The organism is Polynucleobacter sp. AP-Sanab-80-C2 (genome assembly GCF_035012965.1).
GTDB lineage: Bacteria > Pseudomonadota > Gammaproteobacteria > Burkholderiales > Burkholderiaceae > Polynucleobacter.
The window spans coordinates 67,716-91,267 of record NZ_JAYGQS010000002.1 but is presented as its reverse complement, the minus strand read 5'-3'; the positions used below and the strand labels follow the sequence as shown (position 1 = coordinate 91,267).

General features: G+C 45.3%; 19 protein-coding genes and 1 tRNA gene. 6 read left to right on the top strand and 14 right to left on the bottom strand.

Features of this window, described 5'->3' with window-relative positions:
• Positions 1 to 57: 57 nt before the first annotated feature.
• The 8 genes from VC178_RS03635 to VC178_RS03600 all read right to left on the bottom strand — a co-directional run bounded on the left by VC178_RS03635 (position 58) and on the right by VC178_RS03600 (position 9,167).
• A complete protein-coding gene (locus VC178_RS03635) occupies positions 58 to 2,199 on the bottom strand; it encodes a TonB-dependent receptor (protein ID WP_323481627.1) in 2,142 nt (713 codons plus the stop codon).
• An 87-nt stretch (positions 2,200 to 2,286) separates the two neighbouring features.
• Positions 2,287 to 2,658 carry a DUF2946 family protein gene (locus tag VC178_RS03630; RefSeq protein ID WP_323481626.1) on the bottom strand — a complete coding sequence of 124 codons (372 nt, stop codon included), beginning with the start codon at positions 2,656 to 2,658 and terminating at the stop codon, positions 2,287 to 2,289.
• Positions 2,659 to 2,753: 95 nt separating this feature from the next.
• A complete protein-coding gene (locus VC178_RS03625; protein ID WP_215296647.1) occupies positions 2,754 to 4,253 on the bottom strand; it encodes a tripartite tricarboxylate transporter permease in 1,500 nt (499 codons plus the stop codon).
• A gap of 44 nt (positions 4,254 to 4,297) precedes the next feature.
• The gene (locus tag VC178_RS03620; RefSeq protein WP_215296646.1) at positions 4,298 to 4,825 is read right to left on the bottom strand and encodes a tripartite tricarboxylate transporter TctB family protein; all 528 of its coding nucleotides are present in this window, start codon (positions 4,823 to 4,825) and stop codon (positions 4,298 to 4,300) included.
• 82 nt (positions 4,826 to 4,907) lie between these two features.
• The gene (locus VC178_RS03615) at positions 4,908 to 5,906 is read right to left on the bottom strand and encodes a Bug family tripartite tricarboxylate transporter substrate binding protein (protein ID WP_215297326.1); all 999 of its coding nucleotides are present in this window, start codon (positions 5,904 to 5,906) and stop codon (positions 4,908 to 4,910) included.
• Positions 5,907 to 6,230: 324 nt separating this feature from the next.
• Positions 6,231 to 6,306, bottom strand: a tRNA-Thr gene (locus VC178_RS03610).
• A gap of 15 nt (positions 6,307 to 6,321) precedes the next feature.
• Positions 6,322 to 6,801 carry a DUF1854 domain-containing protein gene (locus VC178_RS03605; protein ID WP_216124020.1) on the bottom strand — a complete coding sequence of 160 codons (480 nt, stop codon included), beginning with the start codon at positions 6,799 to 6,801 and terminating at the stop codon, positions 6,322 to 6,324.
• Complete coding sequence (locus VC178_RS03600) at positions 6,798 to 9,167, bottom strand: ABC transporter ATP-binding protein (protein ID WP_323481625.1); 2,370 nt, start codon at positions 9,165 to 9,167, stop codon at positions 6,798 to 6,800. Before VC178_RS03600 ends, VC178_RS03605 begins: the two co-directional genes overlap by 4 nt.
• Positions 9,168 to 9,371: 204 nt before the next feature.
• Here VC178_RS03600 and cphA (VC178_RS03595) point away from each other — a divergent pair, with 204 nt between their 5' ends.
• The 4 genes from cphA (VC178_RS03595) (at position 9,372) to vapC (ending at position 14,910) form a co-directional block, all read left to right on the top strand.
• Complete coding sequence (gene cphA / locus VC178_RS03595) at positions 9,372 to 11,564, top strand: cyanophycin synthetase (protein WP_323481624.1); 2,193 nt, start codon at positions 9,372 to 9,374, stop codon at positions 11,562 to 11,564.
• Positions 11,565 to 14,135: a cyanophycin synthetase gene (gene cphA, locus VC178_RS03590; protein WP_215296642.1), complete on the top strand. Its 2,571-nt coding sequence runs from the start codon at positions 11,565 to 11,567 to the stop codon at positions 14,133 to 14,135.
• Between the two features lie 152 nt (positions 14,136 to 14,287).
• A complete protein-coding gene (locus tag VC178_RS03585) occupies positions 14,288 to 14,521 on the top strand; it encodes an antitoxin (RefSeq protein ID WP_215296641.1) in 234 nt (77 codons plus the stop codon).
• On the top strand, positions 14,518 to 14,910 hold the full coding sequence (gene vapC / locus VC178_RS03580; protein WP_323481623.1) for a type II toxin-antitoxin system tRNA(fMet)-specific endonuclease VapC: 393 nt from the start codon (positions 14,518 to 14,520) through the stop codon (positions 14,908 to 14,910). Before VC178_RS03585 ends, vapC begins: the two co-directional genes overlap by 4 nt.
• A gap of 14 nt (positions 14,911 to 14,924) precedes the next feature.
• Here vapC and VC178_RS03575 read toward each other — a convergent pair whose 3' ends face one another.
• Entirely contained in the window at positions 14,925 to 15,923 is a 999-nt protein-coding gene (locus VC178_RS03575; RefSeq protein ID WP_323481622.1) for a class 1 fructose-bisphosphatase, read from the bottom strand.
• A gap of 176 nt (positions 15,924 to 16,099) precedes the next feature.
• Here VC178_RS03575 and VC178_RS03570 point away from each other — a divergent pair, with 176 nt between their 5' ends.
• Entirely contained in the window at positions 16,100 to 16,303 is a 204-nt protein-coding gene (locus tag VC178_RS03570; protein ID WP_215296639.1) for a type II toxin-antitoxin system VapB family antitoxin, read from the top strand.
• A 2-nt stretch (positions 16,304 to 16,305) separates the two neighbouring features.
• Positions 16,306 to 16,689 carry a VapC toxin family PIN domain ribonuclease gene (locus VC178_RS03565; protein WP_323481621.1) on the top strand — a complete coding sequence of 128 codons (384 nt, stop codon included), beginning with the start codon at positions 16,306 to 16,308 and terminating at the stop codon, positions 16,687 to 16,689.
• Positions 16,690 to 16,704: 15 nt separating this feature from the next.
• On the opposite strand, the gene pepN is transcribed toward VC178_RS03565, so the two are convergent.
• The 5 genes from pepN to VC178_RS03540 form a co-directional block, all read right to left on the bottom strand.
• Positions 16,705 to 19,314 (bottom strand): aminopeptidase N, encoded by a 2,610-nt coding sequence (gene pepN / locus VC178_RS03560; RefSeq protein WP_323481620.1) that lies wholly within the window; start codon positions 19,312 to 19,314, stop codon positions 16,705 to 16,707.
• Positions 19,315 to 19,358: 44 nt separating this feature from the next.
• A complete protein-coding gene (locus tag VC178_RS03555; RefSeq protein WP_323481619.1) occupies positions 19,359 to 19,934 on the bottom strand; it encodes a TMEM165/GDT1 family protein in 576 nt (191 codons plus the stop codon).
• A gap of 54 nt (positions 19,935 to 19,988) precedes the next feature.
• Entirely contained in the window at positions 19,989 to 21,107 is a 1,119-nt protein-coding gene (gene ald, locus VC178_RS03550; protein ID WP_215296636.1) for an alanine dehydrogenase, read from the bottom strand.
• Between the two features lie 12 nt (positions 21,108 to 21,119).
• The gene (locus VC178_RS03545) at positions 21,120 to 22,445 is read right to left on the bottom strand and encodes an amino acid permease (protein ID WP_304608872.1); all 1,326 of its coding nucleotides are present in this window, start codon (positions 22,443 to 22,445) and stop codon (positions 21,120 to 21,122) included.
• A gap of 317 nt (positions 22,446 to 22,762) precedes the next feature.
• Entirely contained in the window at positions 22,763 to 23,530 is a 768-nt protein-coding gene (locus VC178_RS03540; RefSeq protein WP_216124001.1) for a ThiF family adenylyltransferase, read from the bottom strand.
• Positions 23,531 to 23,552: the final 22 nt, after the last annotated feature.

Below are 23,552 nucleotides of genomic sequence, written 5' to 3'. Positions count from 1 at the left end.
TTAAGAAGGCTCTTAATGTAGTTAACCATGCCGAAGGGAAAAAATGGGATTTCATCATTAAAAGATGATACGTGCGCCAACGGTAATTGTCTGAGGCTGACCAGCAATATATTGAGAACCAGAGCCAAAGGTAATGTAATTACGATTCAACAGATTTACCGCACTTAAATAAACTGATGTATTGGGAGTCAACTCATGGTTCACCCTCGCTCCCAATACTGCATACGCCGGAATTGGCAGGGTATGGGCTGTGTCATACCAAGAATTTCCAATATAGCGCACTGAAGTCGTCAAGCTTGTTTTTGAAATGGAATAGTAAGTGATATTTGCACTTGCCATATTTCTAGGCGTGCCGGCGATCTGTACGCCCGTAGGATTTAAGGCTGTATCAATTGCCCCATAAGTAGAAGTTAACACTGCCTTAGTTAAGGTATAGCTAAGATCGGTAGCCCATTTTGAGCTGACATCCCAATGTGCCTGCATCTCCAATCCAGTACTACGAAGTGATTGATCATTGCTATACGATTTAGCGCCACTACTACATACTGGAGAACAGGTACTAGCAATTTGACTACTTGAAAGGGTATAAGTAGCAATTGCGTTAGTAACATTTGCATTAAATCCAGTAACTTGAATAAATCCTGACTTCCATCGATAGTCAGATCCAATCTCATATCCAGTCATATTTTCTGGAGTTAAGAACGGATTATTACCAACATAGCTCGAGCCCGATCCATAACTGCGGATAGAGTTATTGAGACCAGGAGCATGAAATGCCTGATAAGCTGCAGCCCTAAAGTCCAACTCCTTAGATGCGCGGTATAACAAACCCAGATTTGGGCTTAGTTTTGTTTTGGATTGATTGGGTACAGCCGTGCTGACCTGTGCGCCTCCCACAGCTTGCGTATAGTTCGTTGGGATCTGACTAGTCCAGTTATCTACCCTAGCCGATAAAGTTACCTGCAGAGGAATGGCATTGAGATTTGATTTCACTTGACCTAAAAGACCTGCAAAATTTTGGGTGCCCTGTGCAACAACCTGCGAGGTCAGCGCCCCTAATTTACTGGTTTGGTAATTTGCGGCACCAGGTGAGGCATAGTTATTCTGAAAATTAGATGCCGATAACTGCTTCGCATCCACACTCATAATCACTTGATCAATTGCCTGATCCTGAAGATTTTTTGTATATTGACCCGATCCACCAACTTGATAATAGGGATTATGAAACGTAGCATTAATATAAGGATTGCTTGAGCTCACATTTTGCTGTTGCAATGTGGTGTTCTCATAATAGGCATTTACTTGAACCTGCTCGCTAGAATTTAGTCTTGTGGTGGAGCCTCCAGAAAGCGTCATCTCGTTAGTGGATTTTCTTGCAAAACTATAACCGCCCGTTGGTAGGTTTGACATTGAATGCAGACCAAGATTAAAAAAGCTATCTGTATCTGGACTGAGCTTTGCTGACCCTTGCAATCTGTAATTTGCATTTTCAGCACTTTCATTACCCATGCCCGTCTTTAACGCACTCCGCGAAGAAGGAGAGATAGTTGCAATATTCTGATATCCCTCAGTACTGAAATAATCAGCTGAAGCTCGCAATTTAAATGAGTCACTCATTGCCAACTCTTTTGACACTGCTACAGTTCCAGTGGCATAAGAACCAATACTTCCCGATATCTCCCCCTTATTTTCGCTAATAGGCTTGGTTGTAATATTAATCACGCCACCCATACCCATATTTCCATACAAACTAGAAACGCCGCCACGGATAAATTCAACATCTTGAATGGCTGACATGGGAACTAAATTCCATTGCACAGTTCCATACATAGCATCATTGGCAGGAACGCCGTCAATCAAAACCAATGTTCTAGCATTTCCCAGTCCACGAACGTTAATACTTTGACCAGTAGGATCCTTTTCATAAAAAGGTTGATCATTCAAAAATACGCTTGATTGGTTCTTTAATACTTGGTCAATGGTTTGATCGGGTGAAATCTCTAACTCTTCCTTGGTCAAAACTGTGGTGTTCTGAGTCATATCACGCAGAAGGGTTCCTGATTTTGTTGCAGTAACAACCATATCAGCCAACTTTTGATCATAGTTAGGCGGCGGAGCAAACTGTGCTTGTGACTGGGCACTAATGACGATTGAAGCCAATAACATGACAATGCATGCACTGATTTTCTTTGTGTACAACAAGGTTTACTTCTCCACGCAATATGACGGCAACTTAGTTACAACTGTGTTGCCAACTACATAGCTAGGCTATGCCCTAAAAAGTATTTAGGCTTGTACTGGAGGTGCTGCTGAGGGAGGTGTTACCCAAACCGTGAGTGGCTTGGGTGATTGATAGAAAAGCTGAGGTAGCAACGCAACAGATATTGGTGCTGCAAATGTGAGGCTGGTATTGAAAGCTGGGGTGATGCTGTTCTGAGATACACAATATGGACAGGGCTGCGCTTGATCAGCGACCTCTTGGTCATCTGTCTGCACCTTGATTTCCATCTTGGCGCCACTAGTAGAGCAAATCTCCATCGTAAGACCTTGACCATGCTTTGCCAGCGATACTGCTTGTGAAACGGCTGGGGCAAGTGCACTCATCGCGATTGCGCTTGCAGCAATCCAGTGAATGAGGTGGTTTTTGCGGAAATTCATGATGGTGGAATTTTATCGGATTTATGACTTTTGCATGAAAAAAGGGGCTTACGCCCCTTTTCTACTGGAAATCGCTATTTCTAGCGTATTTCTTCTTAAGCTGCTGCAGCCTTTTTCTTGCCAATCACCTTGCCAATCAATGGCCAGAAGAGAAGCACTAATGCAAGGGATGTAATACCACCCACCAATGCGTTAGAGAAGAAAATATCTAAGCTTCCCTGTGAGAACAACATCGACTGACGGAAGGAGTCTTCTGCACGATCGCCTAATACCAGGGCCAAAACCATTGGCGCCATTGGGTAGTCTAATTTCTTAAAGACATAACCAACCACCCCAAAGCCGAGCATCAACCAAACGTCAAACATTGCATTGTGAACAGTGTAGGCACCTACCGCACAAATCACAATAATGACTGGTGCAATGATGGAGAATGGAATTCTCAAGATAGAGGCAAACAAAGGCACACAAGTTAACACCACAAACAAGCCAGCCAAGTTACCTAAGTACATACTGGCTATCAATCCCCAAACAAAGTCTGGTTTCTCAACGAAGAGTAATGGACCAGGTTGTAGACCCCAGATCAATAGACCACCAAGCAACACTGCTGCGGTTGGTGAACCTGGAATGCCTAAGGACAACATTGGGAGGAGCGCTGCTGTTCCTGCAGCGTGAGCTGCTGTTTCTGGCGCAACAATACCTTCCATCTTGCCAGTACCAAACTTATCACCGTCTTTAGATACGCGCTTGGCTACGCCGTAAGCCATGAAGGATGCAGGAGTAGCGCCGCCTGGAGTAATGCCCATCCAGCAACCAATCAGACAGCTGCGTAATGAAGTAGCCCAGTACTTAGGCAATTGCTTCCATGTTTCGAGCACAACCTTGCCACGAATCTTCGCTGCAGCACCTTGGAATGCCAAGCCCTCTTCCATGGAGAGGAGAATCTCACCAATACCAAACAAACCAATCACCGCGATCAAGAAGTCAAAGCCACGCATCAACTCCGGATTACCGAACGTCAAACGCAATTGACCGGTAACGGTATCCATACCAACAGTTGCCAGGGCGAAGCCGAGCATCATGGCAGAAATAGTCTTAAACGGCGAACCTTTGTTCATGCCTACGAAACTACAGAAGGTGAGCAGATAGACCGAGAAGAATTCTGGCGGACCAAATTGGAGCGCAAACTTCGCTACCAACGGCGCCAAGAAAGTAATCATCACAATTGCAAAGAAAGCGCCTACAAATGAAGATGTGAATGCAGCAGTCAGCGCCTCACCAGCTTTACCATTACGAGCCATTGGATAACCATCAAAGGTTGTCGCAACCGACCATGGTTCGCCAGGAATATTAAATAGAACCGATGTAATTGCACCGCCGAATAATGCGCCCCAATAAATACAGGAAAGCATGATGATTGCAGAGGTTGGCGGCATAGTGAAAGTCAATGGCAACAGAATCGCAATTCCGTTTGCGCCACCCAAACCTGGCAACACACCGATGATCACACCGAGCGTTACGCCAACGAGCATCAACAATAAGTTAAAGGGCGTCATTGCAACGGCAAAGCCGTTGAATAGAGCATTAATTTCTTCCAACTTGGACTCCTTCTTTTCTAATCTTTTTTAATAGTTATTCTTTTTTATTGCACGCCTACGAACTCGAGTGGATTAATCCATGAGCCATGTGGCAATGGAACTTGGAACCAGAATTCAAACATGAGGTAAAGGGCTGCACTTACTCCAATCGATACAGCAACCGCCTTCCAAATTGGGTATTTTCCTAACCACACCATAAAGATTGCAATATAGATAGCGGAAGAAACATAGATGCCAATCAATTGCACACCTAGAACAAAAACAATCGCTGGCAGTAACACCGCCATGACTTGCTTGAACGGCTCTTTTTCAACAAACGTTTCTGTTTTCTTTTTCTTATTCACGATGGCGGCTTGATACAAAGTAACCGTACTAGAAAGCATGATGATCAAGCTGATATAGAAAGGAAAGTAACCAGCCTCCGGGCCATCAGCGCCCCAACTAGCACCCAACTTAAGGCTGCCAATCATCACTGTCAAGCCTACAGCAAGAAACAAGATAGAGGTAATCACATCCATTGCTCTTATGCTAATAACTGAGTCTTGATTTGTATTATTTGTATGTTCGGACATTTTTATATTTTTATTAAGGTTAATTAATGCACTTACTCAAAAAATAGGACCCCCAATGGAGGCCCTATCAGATTTCCACAAATTACTTAGCCAAGAAGCCAGCTTCAGTCATTAATTGCTTATGCAATGCTTCGTTTAATGTCAGCCAGTTTCTAAACTCTTTACCCGTCATAAATGTCTGATTAAATGCCCCATCAGCCATGAACTTTTTCCACTCTGGTGTAGCACGTACCTTTTTAAATAAATCGATATAAAAATCAACCTGCTCTTGAGTGACACCTGGAGCCATGAAAATACCGCGTAACATGGTGTAGTCAGTTGTTACACCTGCCTCTTTACAAGTCGGCACGTCGTACCATGATTGAGTATCGGTAATTTTTTCTTTGTATGGCATGCGGGTGTCATCAAATACGCACAATGCACGTAATTTGTTAGCACGCCACTGCGCTACCGCCTCGATTGGGTTGTTCACGGATGAATCAACGTGGTTACCAACCAGCTGAACAGCAACATCGCCACCCCCTTTGAAAGGAATGTAGGTAAATTTAGCGCCTGTTGCTTTTTCAATGGCTACGGTAATGATTTGATCTTCTTGCTTAGAACCGGTTCCGCCCATTTTGAATTTACCCGGACCAGCAGCTTTAGCAGCGTCAATGTATTCTTTGGCTGTCTTATAAGGCTTTTCTGCGTTGTCCCACAACACAAACTGATCTAACGCCAACATTGCTACCGGAGTAATGTCTTGCCAATTAAATGGAACACCGGTTGCTAATGGCGTTGTAAATAAATTAGAAAGTGTGATCACAATCTTATTGGGATCACCTTTGGCTTCTTTCATTGCCAAGAAACCTTCAGCACCAGCACCAGCACCCTTATTCACAGGGATCACCGCCTGCTTCATTAAATTATTTTTAGTGATGATTCCTTGGATCATGCGAGCCATTTGGTCAGCACCACCACCAGGACCAGCAGGAATAATGAATTCAACTGGCTTGTTTGGCTCCCATGCTGCAAATGCAGGTGAAACACCAACTACACCGAGGGCTAAGGTGGTGGAAATCAATGCTCTCTTAAACTTCATCTTCATAAAGTATGTCTCCAAAAATGTTTACCAATTTAATTTGGCTTATTTACTTATTTAATTTGTGTGTGATTTTTAAACAAGATGTGCATGTTGAACTTGACTACCATCAATAATTTCAAAATCGTTACACATGGGCCACCCTAACATAGTGGAAACCCTGATAAATAAAGCCAAAGGCTAGGCTTAGTGTACTTACACTGCATGTTACTAATGGCATTTAATGCACAAAAAACGTACAAAAAATAAGTCTATTGATTGCAGCGGGAATTGCAATATGGGCTTGGTGAGTCTTATAGGGTTTACCCTAAATAAAATGAGGATTGGTGCCGCTTGCCGGAATCGAACTGGCGACCTTTTCATTACGAATGAACTGCTCTACCAACTGAGCTAAAGCGGCTTACCGAAATAAATTCTAGCGGAAACGGTCTAAAAGCTTTTTGCTGAGCTTGTCTAACTGAGTAGAGTCTTTGATTAAAAACTGCAGGCCATTGGAGTCTGCAATTAACAAAGTATTACCAGCAATTCTGCGAATATCTTCTTCACCCTTCAGGCGAATGCGAGTTGGGCCTCGGTCTGTATCAATATCCCAAATACTGGGCGTAGCAAAAGTAGAGACTTTGGTAATTCTCTCAATCACTGGCATAAATTCGCGCGCAGCCAATTCTTCTTCAATCACAGCAAGCTCATCCCTTGGAATGGCAGCAACATCGGGATACCAAAATACTTCTTTACCAGACTGATCCATGATGCCCACTCCAGCACCTGGAGCCGTAATTGGAAATGCTCTTACAGGATGTACGCCAATATGCGTATTGCCCTTAGCATCTACGAAGATCATGCGACCCAGAGAGTCCCGCTTTAGTTGATGTGCAGATTGATTGGCTTGCGTCATACCGCGCCCCCAATATTTTTCGCGATCTCTTGTAGTTTCTCTTCTCGCTTTTCTTCCTGCTTTTCTCGTTTACCCTCTTCTGAGCTTTCTTCCAAACTCTCTCCAATGGCGCCGCCCTCGACTAACTCTGCAGCATGACGCAACTGAGCTTGATACAAGGTGTAGTAAGCCCCTTGGGCTTCCATTAGATGTTCGTGTGATCCAATCTCCACAATCTCACCCTTATCTAATACCACGAGGCGATCTGCCTTTCTGAGTGTTGATAAGCGATGTGCAATCGCAATGGTTGTGCGACCTTTAACAAGGTTATCTAAAGCACGCTGAATTTCTTTTTCTGTAGTGGTATCAACGGATGAGGTTGCCTCATCCAAAATCAAGATGCTTGGATTAATGAGGAGCGCACGGGCAATCGAGATGCGTTGACGCTCACCACCAGATAAAGATTGACCGCGCTCACCCACTAGTGAGTCATAGCCTAGTGGTAAGCGCAGAATAAATTCATGGGCATGGGCAGCACGTGCTGCTTCAATGATTTCTTCACGAGTAGCATCAGGCTTGCCGTAAGCAATGTTCTCTGCAATCGTGCCAAAGAATAGGAATGGCTCTTGCAATACCAGGCCGATACACTTCCGATAATCGGCAATACCAATACTACGAATATCGCGCCCATCTAAGGATATAGAGCCAGAGCTCACGTCATAGAAACGGCAAATCAAATTGACCAAGGTACTCTTGCCTGAACCGCTATGACCTACTAAACCAATCATCTCACCTGGAGCAATATCTAAATCAATACCTTTAGTTACCGCACGATTGCCATAGCGAAAACCCACGCCGCGCATCGAGATACGCCCACTGACAGGCCCTAGAGGTGCGGGATTAATCGGTTCGGGAACGCTCGAGACATGATCCAAAATATCAAAGATACGCTTGGCACCCGCAGCTGCTTTTTGGGTGTGCGACACAATACGACTCATTGAATCGAGTCGCACATAAAAACGGCCGATGTATGCAAGAAACGCAATCAAGACACCAACGGTGACTTTCTGATGTGCCACTTGCCAGATACCGAAACCCCACACCACTAATAAACCAGTCTCGGTTAAGAGCGTGACGGTTGGCGAGAACAAACCCCAAACACGATTTACACGATCGTTAATTTGAAGATTGTGTTTATTAGAATCTACAAAACGCTTTAACTCGCGATCTTCTTGCGCAAACGCTTTGACTACCCGAATGCCTGGGATCGTATCTGCCAAAATGTTTGTGACTTCAGACCAGATACGATCAATCTTCTCAAAGCCAAAACGCAAACGATCGCGCACAACATGAATCATCCACACAATGAATGGCAATGGCGCTAAGGTCACTAGCGCCAGCAAAGGATCAATCGAGAACAAGATAGCGGCGGTCATCGTAATCATGAGGACATCAGTCGCAAAGTCCAATGCATATAGCGACAAGAAGACGCAGATGCGATCAGTCTCTGCGCCAATACGTGCAATCAAGTCACCAGTGCGCTTACCACCGAAGTACTCAAGCGAGAGTTTGAGTAAGTGCTCGAAAGTCGTATTACGTAAATCTGCGCCAATACGTTCACTTACTAAAGCCAGTAGATAAGTTTTCCACCAACCCAATCCCCAAGCAATGATGGCCGCACCAAATAGCGCAAACAAATACATGCTTGCTAACTGAAAATCAATGGGATTACCACGCTCATAAGGAATCAAGACATGATCCATCAGGGGCATCGTTAAATACGGTGGAATCAGAGTTGCGCCAGTCGATAGCAGTGTCAGCACAAAACCGAGTAACAGTTGATTTTTATAAGGCTTAGCAAAACGCCATAATTTGAACAAGGTCCAAGTTGATGGCGGCTTATCATCTTCAGGATCACAAGTTGGACAACCATCAGAGTTAGCCGGTTTAGGGCTCAAGCAAACAGGACAAACCTGCCTGTCATACTCACTCACATCGTCCCGACCCTGCTCAGCGCCATGGGTCAGTTTTCTGAAGCTGGACTGCAAACGCAAAACCTGAGGATTGACTGCCAAGGTGAAATACCAAATTCTTTGCAGCGCATCCGCTGTTTCGAGCTTTAAATGACCCACACCAGCATGATCGCCATGAACGAGATGCTCTCTTGAGCTAGCGGGCCAAGATTCAAACTTTGCACCATCGGTCCAAAATAAGCCTTCTTCAGTGAGCAAAAGTAGACTTCTTTCAAAGTGCAAGTCAGCACCCAAATCAAGCTCGACCCAAGCCAGTAATGCCTCTAGGCTTTGAATGGGGGATTTGTCACCCTTAAGAACGCTCAGCCAATCACTTGGTAGCACAGGGGCAAAAGGAAGGATTTCTGGCTTCATTAACCCTAAAAGTATAGTGGAGCTAGATTTTTTAGATTTATCGGTCCTGTCAACTTTCGGGGGTAGAAAACCGTTAAATTAGGCAAGTAGTCCTTTTTATGTATTTTTGCTATTTTTGTAGATTTTCAATAAAACTATAAACAGAGAGACAGTGAACAGCGCCACCTGCTAAATCCAGGCGCCAACCCCTTTGCAACACCATACATGCCCCAATTACTAGATAAATCCATCGAGATCCTGAGTGTTAAGCATCTCCGTGGCCCCAATATGTGGACTTACCATCCCGTGATTGAGGTTTGGATTGATATCGGGGATCTTGAAGACTATCCCTCTAATCTGATTCCCGGCTTTTATGACCGCCTGGTTAAAGCGCTGCCTAGCTTAGTTGAACATCGCTGCAGCTACGGAGAAACCGGTGGCTTTCTCAAGCGCGTCGAAGAAGGCACTTGGCCTGCTCACATCATGGAGCACCTGACGCTCGAGTTGCAAAACCTAGCAGGTATTCCAGGTGGCTTTGGTAAAGCGCGTGACGGTGATCGCCGTGGTGTCTACAAAGTGATGGTAAGCGCGATCAATGAGGAAGTCACCCTCACCGCCCTCAAGTACGCACGCGACCTCTTTCTTGCTCTTGCGCAAGACAATAAAGATTGTGTTGCTGAAGTTCAAAATATTATTGAGAGTCTGCGTGACATTGGTGATGATTTATTACTAGGACCTAGCACTGCTTGCATCGTTAATGCAGCTGAGGAGCGTGGCATTCCTTCTATCCGCTTATCGGCAGGCAATTTAGTTCAATTGGGTTACGGCGCAAAACAGCGGCGCATCTGGACTGCTGAAACAGATCAAACTAGCGCAATCGCTGAAACAATTTCCCGTGATAAAGATTTAACGAAGAGTTTGCTACGCAGCGCTGGCGTACCAACCCCAGAAGGCCGAACTGTTACTAGTCCTGATGATGCCTGGGAGGCCGCACAGGATATTGGCTTGCCAGTGGTTGTCAAACCCATCGACGGTAATCATGGTCGAGGTGTGTTTATTAATCTGTATACCCAACAAGAAATTGAAGCTGCTTACGCAGTAGCCATTGATGAGGGTAGCGAAGTATTGGTGGAGCGTCATATTGTTGGCGATGAACATCGCTTACTCGTAGTTGGTAACAAAGTTGTCGCTGCGGCAAAAGGGGAAACTGTATGGGTCACTGGCGATGGCAAACATACTGTTCAAGAACTGATTCAGATTCAGATTAATTCTGATCCCCGTCGCGGCACCGCAGAAGAACATCCACTCAATCCAGTACGTATTGATTCTGCAGTAGAACTCGAACTTGCTCGCCAACAATTAACTGGCACTAGCATTCCAGCAACAGACCAAAAGGTATTGATTCAGAGTAACGGCAATGTAGCATTTGATGTCACCGATTTAGTTCATCCTGATGTTGCTAGTCAAGTAGCCCTAGCAGCACGTGTGGTTGGTTTAGAAATTGCAGGCGTTGATTTGGTAGCCCAAGACATTAGCCACCCACTTGCTGAGCAAAACGCTGCCATCGTAGAAGTCAATGCTGGCCCAGGTCTTCTAATGCATCTCAAGCCCGCTAGTGGCAAACCTCAACCCGTTGGTAAAGAGATTGCAAACCACCTATTTCCTCAGGGCACAGATTTCCGCATTCCACTAGTAGGCATTTGTGGCGAGAGCGGCAAAACACCCGTTGCTGAAATGATTGCTCATTTCCTACGCCTCACAAACGTCTATGTTGGTTTGTCTTGCAGTAAAGGTTTATTTTTTGGCAGTCGCTCGATTCCAAATACCAATGCATCCAATTGGGAAAACGCACGTCGCACCCTCCTGAATCGTGCCGTAGAAGCGGCGGTGATTGAAAATAACCACCTATCTATGCTGATCGAAGGATTGGCCTATGATCGCTGCCAAGTTGGTGTCGTACTCAATGTTGATCCTAAAGCCAACTTCCCACAGTACGCTATCTATGATGAAGATCAGGTCTTTAGTATTGTGCGCACTCAAATTGATGTAGTTCTACCAACCGGTGTGGGGGTTCTAAACGCCGATGATCCAATGTGTCTGCAGATGGCTGAGCTATGTGATGGTGAGGTGATTTTCTTTAGCGAGCATTCAGATTCAGAAGTGATTAAAAATCATCTGCTCAATGGTGGTCGCGTCGTACTAGTTGGCAAACAACAAATTACCTTGAAGTCTGGAAAGCTGGATCAAAAATCAATCCCCGTGCCGCGCCACTCTGAATCTAATAGCGCCATGCCATGGAAGACTATGAATCTCGGCGCTGCGATTGCTGCTGCTTGGGCATTAGACATTCCGTTTAACGTGATTGAAGCTGGTGCAGAAACTTATGTACCAGATGCTACAACTGCAATAGGGGCTTAATTGGAAATCACCCGTATTCGTATGCTACGTGGCCCCAATTTATGGAGCCGCCACACTGCCCTAGAAGCCATCGTTACTTGCGATCCTTCTGAGCGCTCGATTGATGCTATTCCCCAATTTGAAACGAAGATTCGCGAACGCTTTCCACAACTGGGAAGCATGCGTCGTGGTGGTTTAACTGAGCCCCTCTCATTAGCGCATGCACTAGAACATGCTGCCCTGGGATTACAAGCTCAAGCAGGTTGTCCTGTGACTTTCAGTCGTACAGTTCAAACAATAGATGACGGCGTATATCAAGTAGTCGTTGAATACATCGAAGAAGTTGTTGGCCGTATGGCCTTTGACTTTGGTTTTGCATTGATTCAAGCAACCCTAAACGATGCTCCTTTTGATTTAGCTGCAGCACTCTCAGAGTTAGAAGCTTTGTACGAAGATGTGCGCCTTGGACCAAGCACTGGCTCAATCGTTGATGCAGCACTTCAGCGTAACATTCCCTTCCGCCGTATGACCGAAGGCAGCATGGTGCAATTTGGCTGGGGCAGCAAACAAAAACGAATTCAGGCAGCAGAGACCAGCGACACCAGTGCTATTGCTGAAGCCATTGCACAAGATAAGGAGCTTACCAAAAATCTCTTGGCTGCGGCTGGAGTATCTGTGCCGATTGGTGAAGTTGTGACTAATGTAGATGATGCATGGCGTGCTGCTCAAAAGATTGGTGGCCCGATTGTGCTCAAACCAAAAGATGGCAATCAAGGAAAAGGCGTAGTTGCCAATATCCAAACCGAAGAAGAAGTCCGTGCAGGCTTTGAAGTCACCCAAGGCTTTGGACGCGAGACGATCGTAGAGCGATATCTTCCTGGTGCTGACTATCGCTTACTCGTCGTTGGTAATCGTTTGTCTGCTGCAGCCCGTCGTGAGCCTGCTCAAGTAGTTGGCGATGGCAAACACACTGTTGCAGAACTGGTTGAAAAAGAAAATCAAAATCCATTGCGGGGCGATGGACATGCAACAGCATTAACCAAGATTCGCTTTGACGATATTGCATTAGCTCATCTAGCAAGCTCTGGACTCACACCACAATACGTTCCTAAAACTGGTGAGCGCGTGTTATTACGCAATAATGCCAACCTCAGTACCGGCGGTACTGCTACCGATGTTACCGATGATGTTCACCCTGACGTCGCTGCTAGTGCTATAGCGGCCGCCCAGATGATTGGTTTAGATATCGCCGGCGTAGATATCCTTTGCGAATCCATTTATAAACCTTTAGAACAACAAGGTGGCGGCATTGTTGAAGTCAATGCTGCCCCAGGATTGCGCATGCATTTAAAGCCCTCCTACGGCAAAGGCCGCCCTGTAGGAGAAGACATTATTAATACGATGTTCCCGCCAGGCGAAGATGGCCGCATTCCAGTAGTTGCTGTGACGGGAACTAACGGCAAAACAACCACAGTCCGTTTAATATCCCACCTCCTCACCGAAACTGGTCTGAGGGTCGGCATGACTGGCACTGATGGCGTATATATCAATCATCGCCTGATTGATACCGGTGATTGCAGTGGCCCTAAAAGTGCGCGCAACGTATTAATGCATCCCGATGTCGATGCTGCTGTTCTAGAAACTGCTCGCGGCGGTTTATTGCGTGAGGGCTTGGGCTTTGATCGTTGTGAAGTTGCCGTAGTAACCAATATTGGTGAAGGCGACCACTTAGGATTGAACTATATCTCTAGCGTAGAAGATTTAGCGATCCTAAAACGGGTGATTGTGCAAAACGTAGCACCAACTGGTGCGGCTGTTCTCAATGGAGCAGATCCTATGGTTGCCAAGATGGGTGATAAGTGCTCTGGGCGGGTCATCTTCTTTGCCCAAAATCAACATCACCCCGTCATCACTGCGCATCGCGCCAAGAATAAGAAAGTCATCTTCTTTGATGGCACTTACATTGTTGCCTCTAAAGGATCGCGCGTAATGTATCGCTTCCCTGTAAGCGAAATCCCCCTCACCCAAAATGGCGTACTTGGTTTTCAGATTGAAAATGCTATGGCAGCCATTGGTGCTGCTTGGGCCTTAGGCCTTGATGCTGAGAAGATTGCGCGTGGCTTAAATAGCTTTGAGAGTACTGCCAACGCTGTACCAGGGCGCTTTAATCAATTCAAACACAAGGGAGCTACGGTAATTGCTGACTATGGTCATAACCCTGATGCGATGCGTGCTTTAGCAAGTGCTGTTGAATCTATGAAGCCCAAGAAAAGTCATGTGGTTATTAGTGGTGCCGGAGATCGTCGCGATGAAGACATTCGGGATCTCACGCGCATCTTGGGCAACGCTTTTGATAACGTCATCCTCTATCAAGATGCTTGCCAACGTGGTCGTGAAGATGGCGAAGTCTTAAAGCTTTTGCAAGAGGGCTTAGTTGGCACTACGAAAGCCAAACAAGTGAAAGAGATCCATGGAGAATTCAAAGCAATTGATACTGCCTTGAATGAAGTTGCTGAAGGCGATGTTTGCTTGATTCTGATTGACCAAGTAGAAGAGTCTTTAGCCTACTTAAAGGAAAAGGTAAAGCCATAATCAATGAAGTAAAAATGCTAAACCCTATTTAAAAGGCCCAGTCTTATGATTGGGCCTTTTGCATTCTCAATCCTACTGAAAAATAGGCTTGCTAAAAAGATTGAATCTCATTAAAGTATATATCACTGATACATATCAAAAGAGGGGAAATCATGGACATAGCCCAAATCTTCAAAACCGGTCGTAGCCAAGCGGTGCGACTTCCCAAGGAATATCGTTTTACAGATTCCGAAGTCACTGTGCAGCACTTTGCTGGCGGCGTCCTCCTCTTGCCAAAAAATGGTTTATTTACAGCAATTTGCGCGTCTTTAGACAGTTTTGAGCCAGGACTGCAATTAACTCGTGATCAACCAGAGCAACAAGATCGGGTGGAGATTGCCCCTTGATTTTGCTAGACACCAATATTTGTATCTACATCATCAATCAAAAACCACCTAGCGTTCTAGAGCGTTTCAAATCATTTCAGTCTGGCGAGATTGGTGTATCTACCATTGTTGCTGCGGAGCTCGCTTATGGCGTAGAAAAAACAAATTCAATCAGAAATAAACAGGCACTCAATTTATTTCTAGCGCCAATGACTATTGTTCCTTTTGATAGCAACTGCATTTGGGCCTATGCTACATTGCGCGCTCAGTTAGAGAAACAAGGACAACCCATTGGTTCGCTAGATACGATGATTGCAGCACAAGCGCTAGCATTAGACTTACCGCTAGTCACTAATAATCTCAAAGAGTTTTCAAGAGTTTCTGGCTTAAAGCTAGAAAACTGGGTTTGATTTTTTAATTCACTTTAAGCATGGTAATGCTGTAAGCGATCAATCTCTTCTTTAGATCCCAGCATGACAGAGACACGCTCATGCAAATCTGTAGGTTGTAAATCCATAATCAGATCTTTACCATTTGTAGACGCACCACCTGCTTGTTCAACCAAAAAGCTCATTGGATTGGCTTCATACATTAAGCGCAATTTCCCGGGTTTATGGGGCTCACGTTGATCCCAGGGGTACATAAAAACACCACCTCGGGATAAAACACGATGCACATCAGCCACCATCGATGCAATCCAGCGCATATTAAAATCTTTTTCACGCGCACCACCTGCACCAGCTAAACACTCTTCTACATAACGGCGCACTGGGTCAGCCCAATGGCGCATATTAGACATATTGATAGCAAATTCTTTAGTAGAGTGCGAAATCGTGACAGCATCTTTAATCAACAAGAACTCACCGGTCACTTTATTTAAGGTAAACATCACTACGCCATCACCCAAAGTTAAAGCCATCGTTGTTTGAGGGCCATACACCACATAACCCGCCGCTACTTGGTGACGACCCGATAATAGAAAGTCAGAAGTTTGTAATGACGCTTGTGGATCTTGCTTTTTGAGTACCGAAAAGATCGTGCCGATAGACACATTCACATCGATATTGGAAGAGCCATCTAATGGATCAAACAATAAAAGATAGTCGCCGGTACCTTGCACTGGTACTGGTAATTCCATTTCTTCAGACGCCAGCCCAGCAAGTGACTTACAAGCTTTAACGCCCTCAATTAATAAATCGTTGGCAATGATGTCTAGCTTTTGCTGAACTTCACCTTGCACATTACCAGTGCCTGCGGATCCTAATAAACCAATTAAAGCTCCTTGAGCGACTTCATGACTTAAGGTAGAACAAGTATTAACAACAGCAACCAGCAAATCTTGTAGTCCAACGGGAATTGCTACGCCCTGAGATTTAGTTGTTGCTAGATATTGCTTGAAATTTGTATGGGTACTGGAAGACAAAGCGATTTCTCCAAGGTGCTATTGAGATTAGGGTCTATTTTGCCCTGTAATGAAAGTTTTACCTAAAAGAAGGTTCTTATTTGCTTTCGATCTAATTTTCCTCTTTTCAAGACTAAAATCATCGTATATGATGACTAAATTGATGTTGTTTTACATCAAATTTGATGAGAATAATCATGAGAACTACAGTAACCATTGATGACGACCTATATCAAAGCGGGCTAGATCTTGCTGATCCTGGCATGGATAAGGCAGACCTTTTCCGTGAAGCCATGAATGTATTTGTACGGGTACAAATCGCTAAACGACTTGCTGCGTTAGGGGGTAAGGCGCCCCAAATGAAAAACATTCCTCGGCGCAAATCCAATGGTGCTCAATAAACATGACGATGGTTTTAGCGGATACCTCAGTGTGGGTATCTCACTTCAGAAAATTGAATCCATCATTTACGTCTTTGTTAGTAAATGATCGAATTCTATGCCACCCTCTAATTTTGATTGAGCTTTCATGCGGATCTCCTCCGTCGCCACGCTCAAGAACTCTAAATTATTTAAAAAAACTGCAGCAAGCTACTGTAGCCAATACCGAAGAAACATTGCAGTTTATTGAAACGCATAAACTTCATGAATCCGGATGCGGTGCAATTGACATCTCTCTGCTTGCCTCCACTCTTCTATCAGAAAATGCACTCATTTGGACTCTTGATAAACACCTTGAGTCACTAGCGATCCAGCTTGGTATTTCTTATAACCAACAACTTCACTAACGAAGTCATAAGAAATCAGTCCCCCAAAGCCTTACCAATAACCTCGCGCACATCTGGCGAGAGGGTTGGGCATGCAGCCACCCGCTCTAAGGCAGTCTTCATCTTGCCTTGATAAGGCTCTGCAAACAGGCGCCAGCGATCCAATGCTCTAGCGAGGCGCGCAGCAACTTGTGGATTAATGGGATCTAGAGCTAAGACACTTTCAGCCCAAAAAGCGTAACCACTGCCATCAGCTTGATGAAAGCTTGCTAGATTGTTGGCACAAAAAGCATGAATCACACTACGTACACGATTTGGATTGTTCAGCTTGAATGCTGGGTGCTCACGCAAACGTTTGACATCAGTAAGAGTTAGCTCAAGTCCATCAACCGGTGGACGGCTCGATTGCAATGCAAACCACTTATCAATTACCAGAGCATCGTTTACAAAGCGACTAAAGAAATCATGCAAACAATCATTGGCAGGCGTAGCACCATGAATGACTAATGTCGCCAATGCGGCATAGCGATCAGTCATATTGTCAGCAATTTGATATTGATTTGCTGCCATTGGCGCCCAAATCTTTAGATCAGCCTCAAGCAACATAGTGAGAGCGAGATTTTTGAGCGCACGCTTTCCTGAATCAAGAGCATCAGACTTAAATGGTCCAGGCGTTTGGTTCTGCTGATAAAGCGCAGCCCACTCTAGTTGCAACTGCTTAGCAATTTCTCTTCGGAATGCACGACGTGCAGTAAAGATTTTTTGGGGATCTACACTAGCGCACTGCTCATATAAATAAGACTCTGCAGGCAGCGTCAAAGCAAGCTCTTTAAATGCAGGATCTAAATTGGGATCAAGCAATAGATTGCGGTAAGCGTCAATCAGACCAGAATCAGGCAAGCGCTTGTTCAAAATCATTTGCATGGCTAGTTTTTGACCCGCCTCCCAGCGATTAAAAGGATCATCATCGCTAGAGAATAAGGTTAAGAGATCTACCTCGCTTTGCTCAAAATCGATGTTAATTGGCGCAGAGAAATTACGATTAATAGATAGAACGGGACGCTCAGTGAGATTGTCAAAGGTCCACGACTGAGTTGGTTCAGTAAGCTCTAGTAATTGCTCTGTTTGATCATTGGCAGCATTAATCAAGCGGATCTTTAGTGGAATATGAAATGGCTTTTTCTCATTCTGACTAGGGCTTGGAGCACAGCTTTGCGTCAGAGTGAGTTGATACTGATGATTGACCGCATCATAGTGCTCTGCCACTTTCACCCGTGGCGTACCTGCTTGGCTATACCAGTTTCTGAACTGAGTGAGGTCTTTACCGTTAGCATCAGCCATCGCCGCTAAGAAATCATCACAAGTGACCGCCTGTCCATCATGGCGCTTGAAATACAAATCCATACCCTTGCGAAAACCTTCTCTGCCCAGCAAGGTCTGATACATTCGGACAACCTCTGAACCCTTTTCATATACGGTAACGGTATAGAAGTTATTAATCTCCTGATACTCATCAGGGCGAATGGGATGGGCCATCGGACCCGCATCCTCTGGAAATTGCAATTGACGTAGCAATCTCACGTCTTCGATACGCTTAACCGCCCTGCCAGACTCAGTACCCATTTGATCTGCGGAAAACTCTTGATCCCTAAAGACAGTTAGGCCTTCTTTGAGGGAAAGTTGAAACCAATCTTGGCAGGTCACTCGATTACCGGTCCAATTATGAAAATACTCATGGGCTACAACGCTTTCAATATTGGCAAAGTCAGCGTCTGTTGCAGTTTCAGCTTGAGCTAGAACAAACTTGGTATTGAAGATATTCAAGCCCTTGTTCTCCATCGCACCCATATTGAAGTCACCTACTGCAACAATCATGAAACGCTCAAGATCCAACTCCAAACCAAAGCGCATTTCATCCCAATGAATCGAGGCAATCAATGAATCCATAGCATGACGGGTCTTCTTCAGATCATGCGGTTCAACCCAGATCTGTAATAACTTTTTGGCACCACTGCTAGCAGTGATGGTTTCTTCGATGCACTCCAACTTGCCAGCAACTAAGGCAAATAAATAAGAGGGTTTTGGAAATGGATCTTCCCAGCTTGCGCTATGCCAACCGTTGGGTAACTTCTCTTCTTTTAATAAATTGCCATTTGAAAGGAGTACAGGGCATTCAGCTTCACGCGCTCGCAGAGTCACACGATAACGCGCCATCACATCAGGGCGATCTAAGAAATAAGTAATCTTCCGAAAGCCTTCTGCTTCACATTGCGTAAAGAAGTTCCCATTCGAAACATATAGTCCCATGAGGCTGGTGTTCTTATTGGGAACGCACACTGAAATAATTTCAACAATGAATTTATCTTTACCCTCATTTGGCAAAGAATGAATACTCAAAGTTTCTGGGGTGAGTTCAAAATGGCGATGCGCTTCGCCATTAATCCGTAAACTCACAAACTCCAACTCCTGACCAACCAACACTAAAGGTGCGCCAGGTTCAAAACTTTTGCCTGGTAATACTTCGATTTTGCTTTTCACGATCGTGCGGGCGGGATCTAAAGCAATATCCAACTCAACTTGGTCAAAGGTATATACGGGGGGAAGATATTCGAGCCGACGAAAGCTCTGAGGCAGATCAGTTTTCATCTGACTATTTTAAGTCGAGAGATCCCCAAATGTAGAGGATTAGCTTAACTCCATGCCAGAGTGGCCACACCAATAGCAATAAACGTGATTGCTGCAACAGCATGCACCCATTTGATTGGCATACGTTGGGTAAATTTCTGACCAATCCATACCGCTGGGGCATTAGCCAACATCATCCCCAATGTAGTGCCGATCGTTACCGAAACCACATCCTCATATCGAGCACCCAAAGCAATAGTTGCAATTTGCGTCTTATCTCCCATCTCAGCCAAGAAGAATAGGACAACCGTCAGCATCAATACCTGAAGCGCACGATCGGCCACTTTAGAATCTGCCGCATCATCAATATGATCGGGAACCAAAAGCCATAAACCAATCCCTAAAAAACTGGCGCCCAAAATCCAACGCATCACATCTGGAGAAACTAGGGTCATCAGCCAGTGTCCAAGTAAGGCAGCGCAGGCATGGTTTGCAATCGTGGCAATAAAAATACCTGCAATGATGGCTAGTGCTTGCCTAGGGTAGCGAGCAGCAAGCATTAAAGAAAGTAATTGGGTTTTGTCACCCATCTCCGCTAATGCAACTACACCAGCGGAGAGGGTTAAGGCTGAAACGTCCATGGATCTTGTGGCTTTAATGAGTAAGTATCTAGCCAGTGTAAATCCTTCAGGTGACTAGACTACAAAGAGCTCCTCCGCAAGAGCAAAGTCAAGACCCTGAGCCTGTGCGACAGGCTGAGAAGTCAAAACACCTTTATGAACACTCAAGCCATTGCGTAGGTGATGGTCAATCGATAATGCCTTCACCACCCCACGATTAGCTAACGCCTCTACAAAAGGATAGGTTGCATTGGTTAATGCAAAGGTAGATGTCCTTGCGACTGCACCTGGCATATTGGCTACGCAGTAATGCAGTACTCCATCCACCAGGAAGGTCGGATCTGCATGAGTGGTCGGTTTCGATGTTTCAAAGCAACCGCCCTGGTCAATCGCAACATCCACAATCACCGCACCTGCTTTCATTTTCTTGACCATCTCTCGTGTCACCAGTTTAGGTGCAGCAGCACCTGGCAAAAGAACGGCGCCAATCACCACATCAGCCTCACACACTTCTTGTTCAATTAACAAACTATCAGAATAAAAAGTGCGTACGCGATTGCCATAGAACATATCAATCTGACGCAGGCGATCAATATCGCGATCGAAGATGCAGACATCTGCGCCCATACCTACTGCCATTTGTAAAGCATTGCGACCGACTACTCCACCACCCAAAATCACAATCTTAGCCGGCGAGACACCAGGTACACCTGCCATCAATACTCCCAAACCACCATGGGTTTTTTCTAAATGGGAAGCTGCAGCCTGAATCGACATTCGTCCTGCTACTTCACTCATGGGAGCAAGTAAAGGCAAAGCACCATTCATGGCGGTAACCGTCTCATAAGCAATACATGTCGCGCCGGATGCTAATAAGGCTTTGGTTTGGGCTGGATCTGGCGCGAGATGTAAATAGGTAAATAAAATTTGATCCTCACGCAGCATGGCACATTCTTGTGGCTGGGGCTCTTTCACCTTCACAATCATCTCTGCCTTCTGAAATACTTCTGCTGCACTGTTGATCAAAGTAGCACCTGCAATACGATAGGACTCATCACTCAAACCAATTTGCATCCCAGCACCTCTTTGAATCAATACCGAATGCCCTTGCTTACATAAGCCACTGACATTACCTGGTGTGAGGCCCACCCTAAATTCATTATTTTTTACTTCTTGTGGAACGCCAATAATCATTGCTATCTCCTGTTATTTAAATTGACGACTATTTTTTGTTTTACGGTGCAAGCCAACGATGTAAAACATCGCGAGATACACCCCTAATAGACATGGGCCTAATATCAAGGCCATGCGCGCATCTTCATGAAAGCCCATCAGCACTACTACTAAGAAAATAAATGCCAGAGCAAACCATGAGGAATAAGGCCACCAAGGTGCGCGGTAACCCAATTCAGCTACTTGCGCTTTGCTTAAAGAGCGACGGAACTTCATTTGGGTAAACAAGATGGCAATCCATACCATCAAGCCCACAAAGGTGACCGCTGCCATGATGTATTGGAAGGCCTTATCAGGCACAAAGTAGTTCAGCACTACGCCTGACATACAAACCGCCACAGTTACTATCACCGCACGATGCGGCACACCATACTTTGAGAGCTTGGCAAAAGACGCTGGGGCATAGCCGTTTGATGACAAAGCATACAAAAGTCGACCACCGCTGAAGATACCAGCATTGCATGATGAGAGAGCCGCAGTGATCACTACGAAGTTGATCAACCCGGCTGCCTCGCGTAAGCCGATCCGCTCAAACATCACCACAAATGGACTGCCCTGCTGACCTACCTCATTCCATGGAAAGATCGCTAAGATAACCAAGATCGCACCCATATAGAAAATGAGGATGCGCCAAGCTAAAGAGTCAATCGCCATGGGTATCGTTTTCTTCGGATTCTCCGCCTCTCCAGCAGAAAGACCAATCATCTCGATGCCAACGTATGCAAATAAGACCATTTGCAAAGAGAGCAGCATACCGCTAATGCCATTAGGGAAGAAACCACCATGCTGCCAAAGATTACTTAGGCCGATTGGCTGCCAATCATTCGTAAAGCCAAAGAGAATGACTGATCCACCCAATGTGATCATCGCCACAATGGCTACCACCTTAATGAGCGCAAACCAAAACTCAAACTCACCAAATACTTTTACGGCAATGAGATTGATCAGACCCATCATGACGATCGACGATAACGCCCAAACCCATTGAGGTATCTCTGGAAACCAGATCCCCATATAGATCCCAACTGCTGTGACCTCGGCGATTCCGACCACAATCCAGTAGGTCCAATAACCCCAACCCACCATATACCCCGCTAGTGGTCCAACATAGTTATTGGCGTAAGCAGCAAAAGAGCCTGCCACGGGCTCATGCACCGCCATCTCACCTAGAGTGCGTAATACGATGAATGCCACGATTCCGGCAAGTAGATATCCCAAGAGAATGGACGGTCCAGCGATTTGTATTGCACTCGCAGATCCCAGAAATAATCCAACGCCAATCGTTGAACCTAAGGCCATTAAACGAATGTGCCTTACTTTAAGGTGGCGTTTCAAGCCGGTTTGTTCAGTCTGCAAAAGAGACCTCCTTTCGATTTGTCGTTGGCGGTTTACCAACGAAGCAAAGTCTAGGGAGGACTTGTCATCTGCACTAGGGGATAAAAATAACTAAAGTGACTAAATGATCAAAAGTAAATACTCAGCAAATATAAATTGCTTTTAAATCATGAGGCATCAGGTTCGTTTGCTGGATATGACTGCAACAGAATCAGTAATTTCCTACAGGGAATCCCCTTAAGGATTTATAGGAATTTTTCTGAACTAACTGGTCAATGCCATTATTTTTGATCTTGACCGATCAGATTGAGGATCTCTGCAGCAGCAGCTAAACCGCAAGTGGCCGTAACCATGACAGTTGAGCCGTAACCAGAACAAGCCAATCCGCCGGTACTAGCACCAGCACGAGGCTCATGAGAGTAGATGGCTCGAATACCAATCTGGTGTTTTAGGTTTCTAGAGAAACCATGGTCCTGCCGTAACCCTTGGCGTACTTTGGCTAGCAAGGCATCTTGTTCAGTGCGGGATAAATCATCACAGCGTACCGAAGTAGGATCAGTTTTGCCGCCGGCTGCACCACACATGACTAAAGCGCGCTGATTTTTCCGAGCCCAAACTGAGAGTGCAATTTTGGTTTGCACTGAATCAGTAGCATCCAAAACATAAGCATTCATAGGAATAATGCGGTCGAGATTCTCTGGCTCTAAAAATTCATCACAGGCAGTTAGTTGAATTTCAGGATTGATTTGCAAAATACGTTGGGTCATTGCTTCGACTTTAGCCTTGCCATACTGACCATCGAATGCATGTAACTGACGATTGGTATTACTCTCTGCAATATGATCAAAATCGACCAGTACTAAATGGCCAATGCCAGTTCGTGCCAGCGCTTCTGCGGCCCAAGATCCCACGCCACCAAGGCCCGCTACTACAACAGTGGCATTCTGAAAGCGGGCACGCAACTCAGGTCCATAGAGTCTAGAAACCCCTCCGAAGCGGCGCTCTTCAACACCACCTTCATCCACGTTTTCAATCTTGTCTTCTGCCATAGCTTCTCTTTATACTGAATAA

What these genes read in the sequence shown, in the direction of transcription:
- VC178_RS03630 (WP_323481626.1), bottom strand. Translation starts at nt 2,658, where the DNA reads ATGAATTTCCGCAAAAACCACCTCATTCACTGGATTGCTGCAAGCGCA.
- VC178_RS03620 (WP_215296646.1), bottom strand. Translation starts at nt 4,825, where the DNA reads ATGTCCGAACATACAAATAATACAAATCAAGACTCAGTTATTAGCATA.
- VC178_RS03615 (WP_215297326.1), bottom strand. Translation starts at nt 5,906, where the DNA reads ATGAAGTTTAAGAGAGCATTGATTTCCACCACCTTAGCCCTCGGTGTA.
- VC178_RS03605 (WP_216124020.1), bottom strand. Translation starts at nt 6,801, where the DNA reads ATGACGCAAGCCAATCAATCTGCACATCAACTAAAGCGGGACTCTCTG.
- VC178_RS03600 (WP_323481625.1), bottom strand. Translation starts at nt 9,167, where the DNA reads ATGAAGCCAGAAATCCTTCCTTTTGCCCCTGTGCTACCAAGTGATTGG.
- cphA (WP_323481624.1), top strand. Translation starts at nt 9,372, where the DNA reads ATGCCCCAATTACTAGATAAATCCATCGAGATCCTGAGTGTTAAGCAT.
- VC178_RS03585 (WP_215296641.1), top strand. Translation starts at nt 14,288, where the DNA reads ATGGACATAGCCCAAATCTTCAAAACCGGTCGTAGCCAAGCGGTGCGA.
- VC178_RS03570 (WP_215296639.1), top strand. Translation starts at nt 16,100, where the DNA reads ATGAGAACTACAGTAACCATTGATGACGACCTATATCAAAGCGGGCTA.
- VC178_RS03565 (WP_323481621.1), top strand. Translation starts at nt 16,306, where the DNA reads ATGACGATGGTTTTAGCGGATACCTCAGTGTGGGTATCTCACTTCAGA.
- pepN (WP_323481620.1), bottom strand. Translation starts at nt 19,314, where the DNA reads ATGAAAACTGATCTGCCTCAGAGCTTTCGTCGGCTCGAATATCTTCCC.
- VC178_RS03555 (WP_323481619.1), bottom strand. Translation starts at nt 19,934, where the DNA reads ATGGACGTTTCAGCCTTAACCCTCTCCGCTGGTGTAGTTGCATTAGCG.
- ald (WP_215296636.1), bottom strand. Translation starts at nt 21,107, where the DNA reads ATGATTATTGGCGTTCCACAAGAAGTAAAAAATAATGAATTTAGGGTG.
- VC178_RS03545 (WP_304608872.1), bottom strand. Translation starts at nt 22,445, where the DNA reads ATGGCCTTAGGTTCAACGATTGGCGTTGGATTATTTCTGGGATCTGCG.
- VC178_RS03540 (WP_216124001.1), bottom strand. Translation starts at nt 23,530, where the DNA reads ATGGCAGAAGACAAGATTGAAAACGTGGATGAAGGTGGTGTTGAAGAG.